Source organism: Fictibacillus phosphorivorans, assembly GCF_023715845.1.
Taxonomy (GTDB): Bacteria; Bacillota; Bacilli; order Bacillales; family Fictibacillaceae; genus Fictibacillus; species Fictibacillus phosphorivorans_D.
The window spans coordinates 46,407-63,789 of sequence record NZ_JAMBOR010000020.1; the positions used below are offsets into that span (position 1 = coordinate 46,407).

A 17,383-nucleotide genomic window follows, 5' to 3' on the forward strand; every position below is an offset into this window, starting at 1 on the left:
AAGAGAGGCATTTCAACATGGAATTACAGAAACAGCAATCTTACAACGAGACGAAGCAGAAGAGCTTTAGTAAGTTTATTGTTCCGTCATTAATTGGTATTTTTCTTTTTATGATTCCTATTTCATATAAAGGGGAGATTACCATTCCAGTTGCTATTCTTGCAGGGATTCTGCAGGATGGGATTGGAGATTTTATTCCCCAGATCATGACTGCTATTATTGCAATAACTGTTATTGGATCGTTGATCACATACTTTACAAAACCAAAGGTGATTGTTGGCAACCCGTTTTTAAACACTCTATTTAATGTCAATATCGTATGGCAGTTGATTCGGGTTCTGGGATTGATCTTTGCGGTGATGACCTTATTTAAGTTAGGACCAGAAGCTGTTTGGTCAGAAAATACAGGACAATTATTACTTTATGACCTAATTCCTGTTTTATTTTCCGTATTTTTGTTTGCGGGATTATTCTTGCCGTTGTTATTTAACTTTGGGTTATTGGAATTTTGCGGAGCTTTACTCGTGAAAATCATGCGTCCCATCTTTAAACTTCCAGGACGGTCTTCTATTGATTGTTTAGCGTCTTGGCTTGGAGATGGAACGATTGGTGTTCTTTTAACGAACAAACAGTATGAGGAAGGATATTATACAAAGCGTGAAGCAGCTGTAATCGGTACAACGTTTTCGGTTGTGTCTATTACTTTTGCGATCGTAGTACTTGCTCAAGTAGAACTGACTCATATGATCGTACCGTATTATTTAACAGTAGTACTAGCTGGCTTAGCCTGTGCGATCATTATTCCACGTATCCCGCCACTATCTAGAAAAGCGGATACGTACTATGAGGGTGCTAAGGAAAATGTGGCAGATGAAGTCATTCCTAGCGGGGAAACACCTTTCAGTTTCGGTCTTAATAAGGCTTTAGAGCGCGCAGATCAAAACAAAAAAGCGGCTCCTTTAGTTAAAGAGGGCATTCAAAACGTTCTGGATATGTGGATGGGAGTCGTACCGATTGTAATGGCAATTGGGACATCAGCATTAATGGTTGCGGAATTCACACCATTCTTTTCTTATCTCGGAGCCCCTTTTGTACCCGTCTTAGAGCTTCTGCAAGTTCCACAAGCTTCTGAGGCAGCTCAGACAATTGTTATTGGTTTTGCGGACATGTTCCTACCGTCTATCATAGGTGCGGGAATCGAAAGTGAGCTAACGCGTTTTGTGATTGCAGCCATGTCAGTAGTACAGTTAATCTATATGTCTGAAGTAGGTGGACTGCTATTAGCATCAAAAGTGCCTGTTAACTTTAAAGATCTTGTTATTATCTTTTTCCTGCGTACCTTCATATCGTTACCGATTGTAGTAGGTATGGCACATTTATTATTCTAAAAGATAAAAAAGCTGTTCAGAGGAATCTCCTTTGAACAGCTTTTTTGGTTATAGCAATTCTTTTAAATCTTTTTCGATGGCCTCTGGTTTGTCGGTTGGTGCATAACGTTTTACAACACGGCCATCACGATCGACAAGGAATTTTGTGAAGTTCCACTTGATCGCTTTGGAACCTAGTAAACCAGGAGCTTCCTTCGTTAAATGTTTAAAAAGAGGATGTGCCTGATCTCCGTTTACGTTCACTTTCGCAAACATCGGGAAGTTTACGCCGTAGTTTAGCTGACAAAATTCTTGGATCTCATCACCTGTTCCGGGTTCTTGTCCACCAAATTGATTACAAGGGAAACCGAGAATAGTGAATCCTTTATCTTTATAGGCATCATAGATTGATTGGAGGCCTTCAAATTGTGGCGTGAATCCACATTTACTGGCTGTGTTTACGATCAGCAAGACTTTCCCTTTATAAGGATCTAAAGTGGTATTGTCGCCTTTAATCGTTTCCACAGGAATATCATAAATGGACATTTTATAGTCTCCTTTTAATGTTTCTTCTTAGTTTACAGGTATTTGAAATAGATTTCATTTGAAACGCTCGCGATGGTAAAATTAGGGGATACAAAGGGGGATGGAAAAAATGGATGCAGTGTTTCATGTGGAACATCAAGTTTTTAACTATCGTGTAGCAGGGGTTTTCATTCAAGAGGGGCATGTTCTCATTCACCGATCAAAAAATGAAACTCACTGGTCTTTGCCAGGCGGCCGAGTAAAAGTGGGCGAAGATGCAAGGTCGAGCCTTAAGCGTGAGATGTTAGAAGAATTAGCAATAGATGTGGAAGTTAGGGATCACATTTCTACAGTTGAAAACTTTTTTACATACAACGGAAAAGACTTTCATGAAGTTGGATTATATTTTTTAATTAAAGCTCGGGATCCGTTCTCTTTATATAAAGGAGAAGAGTTTTCGGTTGAAGAGGCAGAAAGACTTGTCTTTAAGTGGGTATCTATTGAGGAACTAGGAAGCTACAAATTATATCCGGAATTCATTAAAAATAAAGTAATGAAGGGTCCTCTTGAATCTGAGTATGCTTTTGTAGGTGATCTGTAGAATGTATAAACAAAAGGGAAAATAGAGACGCGTAATTGAGTACGTTGGATATCAATAAGACCAGAGTTTCTGGTCTTTTTTTGTTTGTTTTTCTGAAGGGGGCAGACCCGGGTCTGTCCCCCTCTACGCCTCAGGTCTTATTGGAAAATACAGCCATGGCCAGTTTTGAGAAACGTTGCACCGAGGTAAGCTAAAGGTACGAAAGGAGGCAGCCATTATGAAAAAACTAGGCTTGCTTGTAGTTGGAGGAATTGCTGCTATCGTATTGATAGCTAACTTAGGTCCGATGGTCGGACTGGCGATTGGTCTTGCTGTTATGTACTACGCTTATAAGAAATGTGTAGTTGCAGAAACGGGCGGAAAGAAATTTTGGTGGGGAGCACTTTCTGTTATCGGACTCTGTATAGCTGTTGCTAATCTCCCGGCGATTTTAGGAGCAGTTGCCATTTATGTACTTTACCTTGTGTACAAAAAGTGGAACCAAAGTGAAACGATCGTTGAGCAAACAGAAAATGATCCCTTCACAAACTTCGAAAGAGAATGGTCAAAATTAAAAAATAGCTAAAACAAAAGGAGCGAATTAAAATGAACGTACTTGAAAGAATCAAAAACGCAATCACAGCTGATGTTCACGAGCTTTTAGATCAAAAGGAAGAAAAGAACCCTCTTTCACTTTTAAATCAGTATTTAAGACAATGCGAGCAAGAAGTGAATAAAGCGCATAAGCTTGTTGAACGTCAACAGCTTTTGAAAAATCAATTTGTACGTGAGGTTCAAGAAGCAGAAGCTAAAGCAGCTAAGCGCAGTCGTCAGGCTGAATTAGCCCAACAAGCCAATGAACAAGAGCTCTATCAGTTTGCTATACTTGAGAAAGAACAGCATGAAACACGTGCTGCTAAGCTGAAAGAATCAGCAGCCCAAGCGGAAAAAGACCTCACAGAGCTTGAACAGAAGTATGAACAAATGAAGCATAAGCTAAAAGATATGCAGATCAAACGTATGGAATTAATGGGGCGAGAGAACGTAGCAAGAGCTCACAGAAAGATGGATCAAGTCATTGATCCTTCTAGTTTGATTAAGAAGACTGTTTTTAAATTTGATGAACTTGAAAATTACATGGATCGTCTAGAGCAAAAGGTAAATGCTGATTATTACGCGAGTTCTATGGAAGTTAAACTTGCTAAGCTAGAAAAAGATTGGAAAAAAGAAGAAACTACTCCTAGCGTTTAATGGAGGATATGGTACGATTATGATAGATAGAGGCGCATATTTTCTGCGCCTTTTTATGCCGTTTAGACAGATTGAAAGTGAGTGAGTGCAGATGCCGGTCAAAAAGAAGAATGATGTTATCAGCTGGGTGTTTTTAATCGCAAGTGTCATGGTGCTGTTAGAAGCGACGATCAGAGGAGAGGGTCTTGTATTCACTATACTAATCTGTGCTGGACTTTTGTATTTTGGAAGAAAAAAAATGCCGAGACGTTCTGGCAAATTCATGTTTTGGGCTGGTGTAGTGGTAGCTGTCGTTACGATATTAGGGATGTTCACGTTTAAACTCATTTTAGTTGGACTCATCGTTTATTTTATCGTTCAATTTTATCAATCGAAACAGAATCCGTTTGTGATTAAGCCAGAGGTTAATGAGGGAGGAACTCATTCATCAGAGGAACTTTACGAAAAAGAATCTTTATTGAAAAATATACCTTTTGGAACGCAGCAGACACCCGATCATGTCTATGAATGGAACGATATTAACATTCAATGCGGTGCTGGTGATACCATTATTGATTTGAGTGAAACGATTTTGCCTTCTGGTGAGTCGGTTGTGTTTATTCGAGGTCTTATTGGCAATATTACAATCTACGTTCCTTATGAGATTGATGTAGCCGTAAAACATTCTGTTATAGCAGGCAGTACCGTGATCTTTGACCATCACGATTCCAAGATGTTTAATCAGGCAGTATCTTATCGAACCCAGAACTACAATGAGTCTGCAAAAAAAATTAAAATCATGACAAGCTTGTTTGCGGGGAGTCTGGAGGTGAAGCGAGTATGAGTACCGTTTTACGTCATATGTTTTCTGGTATCTTATTTGCATTTGCTGTCACGATCTTATTAGGCTCTATCGTATACACGCTTTTTCCTATAAACGATTGGACCTTTTTGCTACAAGAGCATCTATTGGACTTCCCTCTAGCGTTTGTCGTCCCATTTCTCGTATTCATCATGGGGGCTTTTTTCGGATTAAATTCTGGCATCACGGCTCGAAAGCAATTAAACCTCATAGACCGCACATTGAAGTCTATTGAAGACGGCAGGCAAGTCAATATGAAAGAGGTCTCGAATCTTGAGTTAAAAGCCATCACGAAACGCATGGAGGGAATTCAGCAGCAATTAGGCGAAAAGATTCGCCAGTCGCAAAAAATGGCGACAGAGAAGGCGGTCGATCAGGAGAAACGCATTCAGGAAATCATCTCTCAAGAAAGAAACCGTTTAGCGAGAGAGCTGCATGATTCAGTTTCCCAGCAGCTTTTTGCGGCAAGTATGATCATGTCTGCCGTAAATGAAACGAGAGCCGATTCAGAAACACGCGAATCCAAGCAATTAAAGCTCGTTGAAGAGACCATCCACCAGACCCAGCTCGAGATGAGGGCACTTCTTCTACATCTGCGTCCTGCTGCATTGAACGGAAAATCACTTCAAAAAGGTATGGAAGAACTTCTGCAGGAACTTTTGCAAAAAGTTCCGATCGAACTGAAGTGGAAGATCGAAACGGTTCCTCTGGATAAAGGGGTAGAAGATCACCTGTTTCGTATTCTGCAAGAGTCAGTGTCTAACATTCTTAGGCATGCTCAGGCCAATAAAGCGCAAATTCTGCTGGTTCAGCGGGATGATCTAATCATACTCCGCATAGAGGATGACGGTATTGGCTTTAACATGGACCAGGAAAAAACAGGTTCGTATGGGTTGCGAAACATGCATGAACGAGCGGCCGAGATTGGCGGTTCACTTAAGATTGTAAGTTTACCAGGCGAAGGGACTCGTCTTGAAGTGAAGGTTCCCATTTTATCAGCAGAGGAGGGTAATGCATGATAAAAGTTTTATTAGTTGATGATCACGAGATGGTTCGGATTGGAGTTTCAGCTTATCTTTCGGCACAACCGGATATTGAAGTAACAGCTGAGGCTGAAAATGGGAAGATTGCTGTTGAAAAAGCGTTAGAACTAAAACCCGATATCATCTTAATGGACCTTGTGATGGAAGAGATGGACGGTATTGAAGCTACCCGATTAATCACGCAATCTTGGCCGGAAGCGAAGATTATCGTCGTAACAAGCTTTTTAGATGATGAAAAAGTGTATCCAGCACTGGAAGCAGGTGCTTCTAGTTATATGCTGAAAACATCAAAAGCGAGTGACATCGCACAGGCTGTTCGCGACACGTATCATGGCAAGTCTGTTTTAGAACCAGAAGTAACTGGTAAGATGATGAACAAGATGAGACAAAAACAAACGCGTGAGCCGCATGAAGAGCTGACTCCGCGTGAGATGGAGATTCTTTTGCTCATGACAAAAGGGAAGACCAATCAAGAGATCGCGGATGAACTGTTCATCGCTTTAAAGACGGTGAAAGTCCACGTGAGTAATATCTTAAGCAAGCTTGACGTACAAGACCGTACACAAGCTGTCATCTATGCGTTTAATCACTCGCTCGTATAGAAGAGAATTGTAGGAAATAAATAAAAACCCAATGAAAAACGGTCCCGTTAAAGAGACCGTTTTAATCATTTTTATTCACTTAGTATGTCGATCACACGGCCAACTTGACCGTCCTCTAGTCTCACTTTAATACCGTGCGGATGATTGGGCGAGTTCGTTAAAATATCTTTAACGATTCCTTTTGTTTTCTTACCTGTACGCTGATCAGCTTTTAAAATAACATGAACGGGAAGGCCGGGGGTAATGTTGGAACGTTTACGATGCATTATACACCCGTTCTCCGAGCCTGGTTGTTCGCTTTTTTCGTTTGCTGATTCTTCAGCTGGTTTGCTACTTTAACAGGTCCTTTATGGAATGCTCCACCCGATTGCTGTGCTTTTTTTTCAGCGAGACGCTGTTTCGCAATTTCTTGGAAGCTTAGTTTCTTTTTTTCTTCTGCCATGTGGCCACCTCTTCTATTTTCTCTTTTTGAAATCTGCTTCTTTTAAGTAGCCTTCAGCTTCTGCGTACGTCTCAAATGCTGCTTCAAGAGCATCATCTTCATCAAAGATAAACCACATGCCATCTTCACCCACAAGTCTGATTTTTTCATGACTGTGGCTGAACCAATGTTCTTCTTTACGTTCTGTATCATCTGTACGATCTTTTTTTGGTTGCTGCCATCCGTGTTTCTTAGAAAGGAACGCCATGGAATCCTTAATAAGTGCAATAAGCTCATCAGCTTCATAGTCACGAATGTTTACATATCCCTTATCGTTCTTAACGCTTTGCGGAAGGTGTCCCCCATATACAAATCCGTTGCCGTTCGGGTGAAGGTGATACACGACGATCTTCTTGTCCTGCACACTTTCCTCATAATGGAAATTAACACGGCCAAGCGACACTTCGTGCAACTCCAGCTCAGGGAAATTCTCTTGAATTAAAGCCATTTTATCTTCAAATGAAAGCATTTTAAATACGCTCCGTTTCTTTTATTGTGATTGGTTGATTATAACATACAGAAAGATTAAAACGAAAATACCTGTCGAATCATCTCCATGCATCTGCCTTTATGACGGTAACGGTCATTTTACGGTACGTCTTTTTATAATTGTTACACGTTCGCTCAGAAATTCAGATCTTCGCTCAAAAAATTATCTGTACGCTCAAAATCCTTTACGTACGCTCAAACTGGATGTAGTTTCGCTCAAAATTTTACACGAGCGCTCAATAATCCTATTTTTACTCAAAAAAGGAGCCGACATCCATGTGTCAGCTCCTTCTTTTGTATATTTTATCGTGTAGAGGCTTCTCACTTGAAGGATTTCTCCAGCTCAAACCAATAATCAGCGAGGGTTTCCATACCTTTGTCGAAGTTTTCCAGATGGAAGTGTTCGTTTGGCGCATGGAAGTTTTCTGTTGAAAGTCCAAAGCCCATTAATACAACGGGAATGTTTAACATTTGGTCGAATGTTGCAACGATTGGAATGGATCCGCCGCCGCGAGTGAAGGCAGTCGGAACGCCATACACTTTTTCATAAGAACGTGCTGCCGCTTGAATGGCAGGATGGTCAAACGGTGTTACATAAGGAGCTCCTTTATCAAAAAGGGTTACTTTAACGTCGATTCCAACTGGCTTATGTTTTTCAATATGTGCTTTTACTTTTTCGATGATCTCATCCGGCTCTTGGTTCGGGACGAGGCGGCAGCTGATTTTCGCATGAGCTTCTGCAGGGATTACCGTCTTGATGCCTTCGCCTTGGAAGCCTCCCCAGATTCCGTTAAGCTCTAACGTCGGTCGTGCCCATGTGCGCTCGATGTGAGAATAACCTTCCTCACCTGTTAGTTCCGTAACCCCAAGCTGCTCTTTAAGTGCTTCTTCTGTTAACGGGAGTGCACGGAACGCTTCTCTTTCTTCTTCTGTTAGCTCTTGAACGTTTTCATAAAAACCATCAACTAAAATACGTCCGTTTTCGTCACGGAAGGATTGCAGAAGCTCTGTGATCGCATGCAGTGGATTTTGAACCGCTCCTCCATAAAGACCGGAGTGGAGATCGCTGTTTGGTCCCGTTACATCAATCTGCATCGCGCACATGCCGCGAAGACCATAGCAGATCGCAGGCTTGCCGCGGTCAAGCATTCCCGTATCAGAGATTACGATCACATCCGATGCTAATAGGTCCTTATGATTTTCGATAAACTTCGGAAGGCTCGGACTGCCGATTTCTTCTTCTCCTTCGATACAAAACTTGAAGTTAAGAGGAAGAGTCCCTTCTGTTTCTAGAATAGCTTGAAGTACTTTCAGATGCATGAACGTTTGACCTTTATCGTCAGAGGCACCTCGTGCATATAGTTTGTTGTCTCGAATCGTCGCTTCATAGGGAGGTGTCTCCCAGAGTTCTAGTGGATCAACGGGCTGAACATCATAGTGTCCATAAACGAGCACGGTCGGTTTACCTTCAGCTTTTAACCAGTCCGCATAAACAACAGGGTGACCGTCTGTCTCATGAATCTCTACATTCTCCATGCCGATCTTAGATAGTTCGTCCGCGATCCACTCTGCGCCTTTTCGAACATCTTCCTTATGTTCAGGCAGTGCGCTCACACTTGGTATGGCGAGCCAGTCTGTTAACTCTTTTAAATGAGTATCACGGTTTTCTTTTAAATAGTTCGTGATCTTGTCTGTCATCTTAAGTCCTCCTTATGTATGGTTGCGCTTTACTTATTAGTTTAATAGAGTTCTGCTTCGAAATGAAATATTCTTCCTCTCTTTTTGTTACAGTGTTTTGAGTTATAGGTGCCTATCCATTTCACACACCTTATGTATTTGTGGTTTACTAAAGGTAAAGCTAACGGTAAAGATATTCTGTAAAGATGGAAATAAACCTTTTAAAAAATAAAATAGAAAGAAGTGCAGAAGCATTGAATAAAAAAATCGGATTTATCGGCTTTGGTAAAATGGCACAGGCGATGGCAGGGGGGATGATTCGTTCCGAGCTTATCAGAACGGATCAGATCATGGCGAGCATGCGGACAAAGGAATCACGAACGCTTGCGGCTGAACGGTTCGGAATAGAAGTTTCAGCTGTAAATAGTGATGTTGCAGCATTTGCAGATGTTTTGTTCCTCGCCGTGGCGCCTTATACGTATGTTGAAGTGATAGAAGAAATAAAAGAAACCATCAAACCTGATGCTGTGATCATTACGGTTGCCGCTGGTATTACGACAACAGATGTTGAGAACGGGTTCGGTAAAAAGGTAAAAGTGGTACGTACGATGCCGAATACGCCGTCTTTAGTGGGAGCGGGAATGACTGCGGTCTCGGTGAACCGTGAAATCACAGATGAAGATTTGGAAACCGTCCAACAATTGTTAAGCAGTTTTGGAAAAGTAGAGATCATTGCGGAAGCTCAAATGGATGCGATTCCGGCAATCAGCGGATCTTCTCCGGCGTATGTTTATATGATGATTGAAGCGATGGCAGATGGCGGCGTCCGACAAGGGCTATCACGCGATCAGTCGTATCGTTTAGCGGCTCAAGCTGTCCTAGGAGCAGCACAGATGGTTCTTGAGACAGGAAAACACCCTGGAGAGCTTAAAGACCAAGTAACATCACCAGGCGGAGCAACGATAGCAGCGGTTTCGACACTTGAGCAAGAACGATTCCGTGGTGCACTACTAGCTGCGATGGACAGCTGTACAGCAAAAGTGAAAGATTTGGGGAAAAAGTAATGAGTTTTAAAGAATTAGGCCTATCAGATGCTCTTACTGAAGTTCTTTTACAGAACGGAATCGGTGAACCAACACCTATTCAAAAAGAAACGATTCCTATCATTTTAGAAGGAAAAGATGTAGTGGGTCAGGCCCAGACCGGAACGGGTAAGACTCTTGCCTTTGTATTACCGATCCTTCAAAAAATAGATAGCGAGAGTCCTTTTATACAAGGTTTGATTGTAGCTCCAACAAGAGAGCTGGCCATTCAGATTACGGCTGAAGTTCGAAAGTTAACAGAGCCTTTAAACGAGATCAATGTCCTTGCTGTTTATGGCGGACAAGATGTGATCGCACAGATGCATAAGTTAGAGGGGAAAGTGCATCTTGTAGTGGGTACACCTGGCAGGCTGCTTGATCATATCCGCCGTGAAACGATCGATTTGTCTGAAGTCACAACTTTTGTGCTAGATGAAGCGGATCAGATGCTGCATATTGGCTTCTTAACAGATATAGAAGACATTATGGAACAAGTGCCGGAGTCCCGCCAGACCTTACTGTTTTCAGCAACGATGCCTGAGGAAGTAAAGAAGCTTGCTCAAACTTACACAAAGAACCCTAGGGATATTCATATTAAAACGAAACAGGTCACCCTGAAGGAAATCAGACAGCGTGTCGTTGAAACGACAGACCGAGGAAAGCAGAACGACCTTATTCAAACCATACGTTTATTGCGTCCTTACTTGGCTATTATATTCTGCCGAACGAAGCGGAGAGTAAGCAAGTTAAATGAGGCGCTGCAAAATATGGGGTATAACGCCGATGAATTGCATGGCGACCTTTCACAAGCGAAAAGAGAAGATGTCATGAAACGTTTTCGTGAAGGCGAAATTCAGTATCTTGTCGCGACAGACGTGGCTGCGCGAGGACTTGACGTCGAAGGTGTGACCCATGTTTTTAATTATGATATCGCCCTTGATACCGAGAGTTATATACACCGGATCGGAAGGACCGGACGGGCTGGAGGAAAAGGCTTAGCTGTTACGTTTGTTGCGCCAAAAGATCAACGGCTGCTTCAGATGATCGAACGGGAAACAAATCAAAAATTGAAGGCTCTGAAACTGGAATATTTATAAAATTTAATCAAGATTATTTTTCAAAAAAACGGGAATCCTTCAAGGAGACCCGTTTTTTTGTGGGTATATAATACCAACTATTATTACCAGGTAATAAAAACGGTTGCGTCATAAAACAAACCTTGTTACGATGATGTGGTATGAGAATTCGAAAGAGTCAGATTTATAGGAGTTGAGTAAATGAAAGATCTACAATCGTTTGGCTGGTATGCAGCAAAAATTGCTCCCAAGCTGCCGAAAGAGGCATTCAAACCGGTACCATCACGGTTATGGGGAGGACTTGTCTATTTATTGATTTCAATCACCGGTATATTGGTTATCGGTTTATTAAATAATTTGAATCCTTGGTTAGGACTCGGTATCGCGATCATTTTAGGTTCATGTTTTGCAGGAATGGGCTTTTTAGGACATGAAATCTTGCACGGAACGGTCATTCGCAAACCTTGGCTGCGTGACTTTTTAGGAGCTGTAGCATTCTGGCCGTTAAGTGTCGGACCGAAACTATGGCGCAAATGGCATAACACCACACATCATGTACACACTCAAGAAGATGGGGAAGATCCAGATGCTTGGCCCACATTAGAAAACTTGTCACACAAGCCATTCTTACAAAAAGTATACAAGCTTCCAATGTGGATGCGTTCTATTGTAAGTTTTGCTTTTCTATCGATCTCGTTTACAACGCATGGTCTTTTCATGTTTAAACGATTTATAAAAGAATTTAAGCCAAGCAATCGTCCTTCTGTATGGCTTCAGCTGTTGCTCCCTTGGGCAACATGGATTGGACTCTTAGTATGGTTGGGTCCTGTTAAATGGATCTTTGCGGTATTGCTTCCGCTATTAATTGCAAATGCGATTGTAATGAGCTATATTGCAACAAATCATCGTCTGAATCCAATGACTGATGTGAACGATCCGCTCGCAAACAGCTTAACCGTTACGGTTCCAAAATGGGTGGATGTGCTTCATTTTAACTTCTCTTACCATACGGAACATCATTTGTTCCCTGGTATGAGTCCAAAATATTATCCGCTCGTAAAGAAACATATTAAAGAAATGTGGCCAGAACGCTATCATGAGATGCCGCATTGGAAAGCATTAGTCACGTTATGGAAAACGCCTCGTGTCTATTTCAATCAGCATCAATTCGTAGACCCTGCACCAGGTTATGTATATCCATCACTTGGACATGGTCTGGATCCTGACCGCATATCTTATCAAAAAGGTGAATCAACCGAAAATGAGATCACCGCACCAAAAGCCACACCTAAAAGCATCCATTAATCTGGGTGCTTTTTCTTTTTCCAATTAACAGTAAAACTTATTTATAATGATAGGAGGAAGCGGTTTTTCAGGAAACTTTACAGCATTCGTCGCGTTCCTTTTAGCGTGCATCCTATTGTTTAAAGATGTCACTTGGGGATAGACGGTTGTTTGTGTGTTTATCGTACTCATGCGTTTCTAATCGTTTATACGTTTTGAAAAAAATCCAAAGTGAAAAAGCGTGCTTTCCTTTATTGGAAAGCACGCTTTTTCTTAAAAGTGTTGAATTTCGAGTGTTTTCTTCCTTGTAAGTTGATTGGAGCGCAAGGTTGCCGACTCTTGCGGGACGAGTGGGACAGGTGAGAGTCTAAATGACGCAAAGCGGCAGGAGGATCACCCGCCCGCCCCGCGGAAAGCGTGCAACCTGGAGAGGAAATCAACTACCAAAACAGCTTTTTAGTTCACTCGGTAGACGCGAGCTTCATAAGGTTTTAATGAAAGACTTGTTACATCATCATGTGCTCCAACTTCTTCATTAGCTAGAAGGAGATTTTCAGCGTTCAACGAAAGCTCCGTTTCAAACACGGCTTCCTTTTTAGAAAGGTTCGTAATGACAACCACTTGTTCTTCACCGAGCGTACGAGTGTATGCATAGATTTGCTTATTGTCTTCAAGCAGTAAATCATACCTTCCGTACGTAAATATTTCGTTCTCTTTTTTAAGGGAAATCATTTTTTTGTAGAAGGTCAAGATGGACTTCTCGTCATGTTCCTGTTTTTCTACGTTGATCTCCTTATAGTTAGGGTTAACTTTCATCCAAGGTGTGCCGGTTGTGAATCCAGCGTTCACGCTGCTGTTCCACTGCATCGGTGTACGGCTGTTATCACGCGAAGATGCCCAAATGACGGCCATGATGTCTTCGTGTGAAACGCCTTCTTCTCGCTTAATGCGATACATATTTTTTACTGCTACATCATCGTAGTCTTCGATGGAATCGAACTGAACGTTCGTCATCCCAATCTCTTGCCCTTGATAGATGAACGGTGTTCCTTGCATAAGGAAGTACATTGCTCCCATACTTGTAGCACTTTGATACCAGAATTCTTTATCGTTGCCCCAAGTGGAAACAACACGAGGCTTATCATGGTTCTCGATGAATAAAGCGTTCCATCCTTCTTTTTCGAGACCTTTCTGCCAGCGTGTCAGCACCTTTTTCAGTTCAACGATATCCAGATCAGGGCTCGTTTCTGCATCCCAAAGTCCAAGGTGTTCGAATTGGAAGATCATATCCATCTTCCCTTGTTTTTTACCAACCCAAAGGTCTGCTTCATCCACCTTAACGCCGTTTGCTTCACCAACCGTCATGACGTCATAGTTAGCGTAAGTGCGGTCTTTGAATTCTTGGAGGAATGTATGGATCCCTTTCTGGTTCATATGCATATCGAATGAAGATACGTACTTTTCGTTCTTCGGATTTGGCATGTCTGGGAAGCCAGGACGTTTTTTGATGTGACTGATCGCATCGATTCGGAAACCATCAATCCCTTTATCAAGCCACCAGTTTACCGTATCGTAGAGGGCTTCACGCACTTCAGGGTTTTCCCAGTTCACGTCAGGTTGTTTAGTCGAGAAAACATGAAGGTAATATTGGTCTGTTTTTTCATCATATTCCCAAGCTGAACCTGAGAAAATACTTTCCCAGTTGTTCGGTTCTTTCCCATCTTTACCGTCTCTCCAAAAGTACCAGTCACGTTTCGGATTGTCTTTTGATGAACGGGACTCGATAAACCATGGATGCTCATCACTTGTATGATTAAGGACAAGATCAATGATCAGCTTCATACCACGCTTATGCACTTCATTCAAGAGTGCATCAAAGTCTTCCATCGTTCCGAAATCTTCCATGATGTCCTGATAATCAGATATATCATATCCATTATCATCGTTCGGAGATTTGTACATCGGACAGATCCAGATGACATCAATCCCTAGGTCTTTAATGTAATCTAAGCGTTGGATGATTCCTTTTAAATCACCGATTCCATCTCCATTTGAATCTTGGAAACTGCGTGGGTAAATTTGATAGCCAACAGCTTCTTTCCACCAAACTTTTTCCATCATGTTACCTCCAATATCACTTAACATCAGGGTAGGGGATACCTTTAAACAGGTTCCCCTTTGTCTGTTAGTTTTCTAGATCTAAAGTTACGGCTACACCAGCGTGATCTGAGACAACTGGTGTTTCTATTCCGTTAAAACGAACAAAAGAACTTTTTACGTTGACCGGATTGTTGCATAGGATGTAATCGATTCTTCGTCCATCTTCTTTTCCATTCTGATTCCATCCCGCAATGGCGCCTTTAATCGTTAGTCCATCATCTTTTTCTTTAGCTAACTCATACGTATCATAGAAGCCGTTTGATTTTACATAATCAAACCCTTCGCCTCTTACGTTCGCATCATTGTTTAAATCACCCATTAAAAAAGAAATTCCGCTTTCTGGAACATGCTTAAAGAATGCGTCGATTTGTTCTTTAAAGGGTGCGATATCATCGTTCCACCAGCCAAAATGGCCAGAGAAAAAGGTTAGTTCTTTTCCTTGATAAGAAATAGCAGCTGAAATGATCTTTCTTGTTTTCCAGTTATTCATGTCTTGAAGTTCTGTAACAAAAAAGCTGTTGCTTGACTTGATCGGATGACGGGTTAGAATAGCTACCCCTTCTTCATACGTTACAAAACCATAGTGGGCCATGTCCCAAACAAAATCATAATCGTTAACCCCAAGTTCTTGTAATAGCTGGTTTAAAACCAATGCATAATTGTTTGCTTTAATATTTTTGTTAACAATAGGTGCGTCGATTGACTGCATGACCTCTTGAAGTGCGATGACATCATAACGCTCGTTCGCAATATCACGAGCAAGCATCTTTAATTTTTCCATCTGGTTCTCTTCTTGCCAGCCATGGACGTTTAGCGTTAAAAGTTTCATAGCTTATTACATCTCCAATCGATCTTGAATATCAGACTTTAAAACGTCTGCTTTTGGTCCATAAATCGCTTGAACACCTTTATCTTTAAGGATGAGACCTAGTGCGCCATTATCCTTCCATTCTTTTTCTGTTGCAACATGATCAATGTCTTTCACTGTTACGCGGAGGCGAGTCATACATGCATCAACGTCTTCAATGTTGTCAGCTCCGCCTAAAAGACCGATGATCGCAAAGGCTTGAGAGTTATCTGATCCAGCTGTTTCATCCTTTTTGGCAGGTGCTGCAGATTCACCCTCCGTTGATTCGATATAGTTACCCGCACGTCCTGGTGTTGGCAGGTTGAACTTTTTGATCAACACATAGAAAATCGAGAAGTTTAGTCCAAAGAATACGATACAAGTAAGTGCAAAGTTGATTAAATCGCGAGTTAATCCTGCTTTCACAAGCAAAGGAGTACGAGTTAATAATTCAATAAAGCCAAATGCGTGAACACGTACATGAATGAGGTCAGCTACTGCAAATGCAAGACCTGTCGTAATCGCGTAAACCACATAAAGCAGTGGTGCCGCGAACATAAACATGAATTCAATCGGTTCTGTAACCCCTGTTAAAAATACAGCAAGTGCCGCTGAGAAGAACATAGACTTATACTTCTTCCGCTTGTCTTTATCAACGTTCATGTACATCGCAAGTGCGATTGCGACTAAAGAAGCCGTTGAAAGAACAACTTGCCCCATTTTAAATCGTGCAGGTACAACATCATTTAATAGAGCTTGATATGCTTTTGAATCTCCAGCTTGCAAGAAGTTGTTCAAGTCATTAATCCAAGCAAGCCACAGCGGATCTTGCCCGGCTACAGAAGAACCAGCACCAGAACCCGTCATGATTTGGTAGGTTCCGCCAAGCTCTGTATAGTTGATAGGCACCGTTAACATATGGTGTAGACCAAAAGGCAACAACAGACGCTCAAGTGTACCAAAAATAAAGGGTGCGATGACGGGAGCTGTGTTACGAGAAGTTGCGATCCATTTACCAAAGTCATTTAGAAGCCCTTGAATAAACGGCCAAACCAATGCAAGAATCAGTGCCGTAACGACAGACCATAAAATAACGGCAAATGGCACAAAGCGTTTTCCATTGAAAAAGGCTAAAGCATTTGGAAGCTTGTTATAGTTGTAATACTTATTGAATAGAACGGCCCCTAAGAAACCGGAAATGATACCGATGAAAACACCCATGTTAAGAGCAGGAGCTCCAAGAACAGAAGTGAAGTAATCCCCAACGATCAGCTCACTGCCAAAAAGGGATTTTACTTTTGCTCCTTCTTCAAGCATCATGGCATTGTTTACACCAAAAATTGCACCAGTAATACGGTTGATCAGGATAAAGGCGATAACCGCTGCAAATGCACCACCGGCACGTTCCTTTGCCCAAGAACCACCAATGGCTACGGCAAAGAGAATATGCAGATTCGTGATGATTGCCCATCCGATGTCTTCCATTACTCGGGCAATCGTTTGCACCAACGTAATGTCACCACCCGACATAGCAATAACCTTACCTAGTGATATCATCAAACCGGCAGCTGGCATAACGGCTACAACCACGAGAAGTGCCTTACCAAGCTTTTGCCAGAAATCAAACGAAATTAGTTTTCCACGTTGTTTCAAAACGATTTCCTCCTTTAAGTATATATCTTTCGCTGTTTTTTTGAAATCGCATTCATTAGATTGCAAAAATTATTTATGAACCGCTTGCAAAGTTGTATAGGCAAGTAGGTGCAATCGTTTGCATAAAAGGATTGTAAAATAAAACGGTTACATTTACAAGCGAAAAATAACGAAAAAGGAGATAAAAAGTTTTTCCATTGAGGATTTTAGGGATTTGCGTTCCCTGTGAATGCCTGTGAATGCTATTTTGAGCGAAAAATGAAGATTCTGAGCGAAGATCCATACAGTTTGAGCGTAGCTTAAATTAGTCTTAAAAGTGGAGACATCCTTGTGAGAATTCTTTATACTTAAACAAAACTAATTTAGGGGACGTGTCCACATGAAAAGAAAGTCTTTAGAGTACCGAGAATATGTCGCGAAGCTTG

General features: G+C 41.6%; 17 protein-coding genes and 1 pseudogene. 10 read left to right on the top strand and 8 right to left on the bottom strand.

All coding sequences use genetic code 11. The features are described 5' to 3' along the window. The first annotated feature begins 17 nt into the window (after positions 1-17). The gene (locus M3206_RS14735; RefSeq protein WP_251313292.1) at positions 18-1,388 is read left to right on the top strand and encodes a YjiH family protein; all 1,371 of its coding nucleotides are present in this window, start codon (positions 18-20) and stop codon (positions 1,386-1,388) included. A gap of 48 nt (positions 1,389-1,436) precedes the next feature. Here M3206_RS14735 and M3206_RS14740 read toward each other — a convergent pair whose 3' ends face one another. Beyond that, entirely contained in the window at positions 1,437-1,913 is a 477-nt protein-coding gene (locus tag M3206_RS14740) for a glutathione peroxidase (RefSeq protein ID WP_251313293.1), read from the bottom strand. Positions 1,914-2,022: 109 nt separating this feature from the next. On the opposite strand from M3206_RS14740, the gene M3206_RS14745 reads away from it, so the two are divergent. The 6 genes from M3206_RS14745 to M3206_RS14770 all read left to right on the top strand — a co-directional run bounded on the left by M3206_RS14745 (position 2,023) and on the right by M3206_RS14770 (position 6,209). Then, on the top strand, positions 2,023-2,493 hold the full coding sequence (locus M3206_RS14745) for an NUDIX hydrolase (protein WP_251313294.1): 471 nt from the start codon (positions 2,023-2,025) through the stop codon (positions 2,491-2,493). Between the two features lie 217 nt (positions 2,494-2,710). Continuing rightward, positions 2,711-3,058 (top strand): flagellar basal body rod protein, encoded by a 348-nt coding sequence (locus M3206_RS14750; protein WP_251313295.1) that lies wholly within the window; start codon positions 2,711-2,713, stop codon positions 3,056-3,058. A 20-nt stretch (positions 3,059-3,078) separates the two neighbouring features. Continuing rightward, positions 3,079-3,723, top strand: a complete 645-nt coding sequence (locus M3206_RS14755) for a PspA/IM30 family protein (protein ID WP_251313296.1) — start codon at positions 3,079-3,081, stop codon at positions 3,721-3,723. 91 nt (positions 3,724-3,814) lie between these two features. Then, on the top strand, positions 3,815-4,546 hold the full coding sequence (gene liaF / locus M3206_RS14760; RefSeq protein WP_251313297.1) for a cell wall-active antibiotics response protein LiaF: 732 nt from the start codon (positions 3,815-3,817) through the stop codon (positions 4,544-4,546). Beyond that, positions 4,543-5,583, top strand: a complete 1,041-nt coding sequence (locus M3206_RS14765; protein ID WP_251313298.1) for a sensor histidine kinase — start codon at positions 4,543-4,545, stop codon at positions 5,581-5,583. Before liaF ends, M3206_RS14765 begins: the two co-directional genes overlap by 4 nt. After that, on the top strand, positions 5,580-6,209 hold the full coding sequence (locus tag M3206_RS14770; protein WP_251313299.1) for a response regulator transcription factor: 630 nt from the start codon (positions 5,580-5,582) through the stop codon (positions 6,207-6,209). The genes M3206_RS14765 and M3206_RS14770 overlap by 4 nt, the downstream gene beginning before the upstream one ends. A gap of 71 nt (positions 6,210-6,280) precedes the next feature. On the opposite strand, the gene M3206_RS14775 is transcribed toward M3206_RS14770, so the two are convergent. From M3206_RS14775 to M3206_RS14790, 4 genes are all read right to left on the bottom strand, one after another. Next, entirely contained in the window at positions 6,281-6,478 is a 198-nt protein-coding gene (locus tag M3206_RS14775; protein ID WP_251313310.1) for a YwbE family protein, read from the bottom strand. Then, positions 6,475-6,651, bottom strand: a complete 177-nt coding sequence (locus M3206_RS14780) for a hypothetical protein (RefSeq protein ID WP_251313300.1) — start codon at positions 6,649-6,651, stop codon at positions 6,475-6,477. Before M3206_RS14780 ends, M3206_RS14775 begins: the two co-directional genes overlap by 4 nt. Before the next feature lie 13 nt (positions 6,652-6,664). Further along, positions 6,665-7,159 (bottom strand): hypothetical protein, encoded by a 495-nt coding sequence (locus M3206_RS14785; RefSeq protein WP_251313301.1) that lies wholly within the window; start codon positions 7,157-7,159, stop codon positions 6,665-6,667. Positions 7,160-7,500: 341 nt separating this feature from the next. Beyond that, positions 7,501-8,877 (bottom strand): dipeptidase, encoded by a 1,377-nt coding sequence (locus tag M3206_RS14790; protein ID WP_251313302.1) that lies wholly within the window; start codon positions 8,875-8,877, stop codon positions 7,501-7,503. Positions 8,878-9,110: 233 nt separating this feature from the next. On the opposite strand from M3206_RS14790, the gene proC reads away from it, so the two are divergent. From proC to M3206_RS14805, 3 genes and pseudogenes are all read left to right on the top strand, one after another. Continuing rightward, entirely contained in the window at positions 9,111-9,920 is an 810-nt protein-coding gene (proC, locus tag M3206_RS14795) for a pyrroline-5-carboxylate reductase (RefSeq protein ID WP_251313303.1), read from the top strand. Further along, positions 9,920-10,990 (top strand): annotated as a pseudogene (locus M3206_RS14800) (DEAD/DEAH box helicase); the annotation flags it as partial. The gene proC and the pseudogene M3206_RS14800, both read left to right, overlap by 1 nt. Positions 10,991-11,215: 225 nt before the next feature. Further along, the gene (locus M3206_RS14805) at positions 11,216-12,319 is read left to right on the top strand and encodes a fatty acid desaturase family protein (protein ID WP_251313305.1); all 1,104 of its coding nucleotides are present in this window, start codon (positions 11,216-11,218) and stop codon (positions 12,317-12,319) included. A gap of 435 nt (positions 12,320-12,754) precedes the next feature. Here M3206_RS14805 and M3206_RS14810 read toward each other — a convergent pair whose 3' ends face one another. The 3 genes from M3206_RS14810 to M3206_RS14820 all read right to left on the bottom strand — a co-directional run bounded on the left by M3206_RS14810 (position 12,755) and on the right by M3206_RS14820 (position 16,958). Further along, positions 12,755-14,416, bottom strand: coding sequence for a glycoside hydrolase family 13 protein (locus tag M3206_RS14810; protein WP_251313306.1), 1,662 nt, complete (start codon positions 14,414-14,416; stop codon positions 12,755-12,757). 67 nt (positions 14,417-14,483) lie between these two features. Further along, complete coding sequence (locus M3206_RS14815) at positions 14,484-15,287, bottom strand: endonuclease/exonuclease/phosphatase family protein (protein WP_251313307.1); 804 nt, start codon at positions 15,285-15,287, stop codon at positions 14,484-14,486. A 6-nt stretch (positions 15,288-15,293) separates the two neighbouring features. Beyond that, positions 15,294-16,958, bottom strand: coding sequence for a PTS transporter subunit IIBC (locus M3206_RS14820; RefSeq protein WP_251313308.1), 1,665 nt, complete (start codon positions 16,956-16,958; stop codon positions 15,294-15,296). Between the last annotated feature and the right edge of the window lie 425 nt (positions 16,959-17,383).

Excerpts from the sequence above, each read along its gene's own strand:
- M3206_RS14735 (WP_251313292.1), top strand. The coding sequence starts at position 18 with ATGGAATTACAGAAACAGCAATCTTACAACGAGACGAAGCAGAAGAGC.
- M3206_RS14785 (WP_251313301.1), bottom strand. The coding sequence starts at position 7,159 with ATGCTTTCATTTGAAGATAAAATGGCTTTAATTCAAGAGAATTTCCCT.
- liaF (WP_251313297.1), top strand. The coding sequence starts at position 3,815 with ATGCCGGTCAAAAAGAAGAATGATGTTATCAGCTGGGTGTTTTTAATC.
- M3206_RS14780 (WP_251313300.1), bottom strand. The coding sequence starts at position 6,651 with ATGGCAGAAGAAAAAAAGAAACTAAGCTTCCAAGAAATTGCGAAACAG.
- M3206_RS14805 (WP_251313305.1), top strand. The coding sequence starts at position 11,216 with ATGAAAGATCTACAATCGTTTGGCTGGTATGCAGCAAAAATTGCTCCC.
- M3206_RS14755 (WP_251313296.1), top strand. The coding sequence starts at position 3,079 with ATGAACGTACTTGAAAGAATCAAAAACGCAATCACAGCTGATGTTCAC.
- M3206_RS14765 (WP_251313298.1), top strand. The coding sequence starts at position 4,543 with ATGAGTACCGTTTTACGTCATATGTTTTCTGGTATCTTATTTGCATTT.
- M3206_RS14770 (WP_251313299.1), top strand. The coding sequence starts at position 5,580 with ATGATAAAAGTTTTATTAGTTGATGATCACGAGATGGTTCGGATTGGA.
- M3206_RS14745 (WP_251313294.1), top strand. The coding sequence starts at position 2,023 with ATGGATGCAGTGTTTCATGTGGAACATCAAGTTTTTAACTATCGTGTA.
- M3206_RS14810 (WP_251313306.1), bottom strand. The coding sequence starts at position 14,416 with ATGGAAAAAGTTTGGTGGAAAGAAGCTGTTGGCTATCAAATTTACCCA.
- M3206_RS14740 (WP_251313293.1), bottom strand. The coding sequence starts at position 1,913 with ATGTCCATTTATGATATTCCTGTGGAAACGATTAAAGGCGACAATACC.
- M3206_RS14815 (WP_251313307.1), bottom strand. The coding sequence starts at position 15,287 with ATGAAACTTTTAACGCTAAACGTCCATGGCTGGCAAGAAGAGAACCAG.
- M3206_RS14790 (WP_251313302.1), bottom strand. The coding sequence starts at position 8,877 with ATGACAGACAAGATCACGAACTATTTAAAAGAAAACCGTGATACTCAT.
- M3206_RS14750 (WP_251313295.1), top strand. The coding sequence starts at position 2,711 with ATGAAAAAACTAGGCTTGCTTGTAGTTGGAGGAATTGCTGCTATCGTA.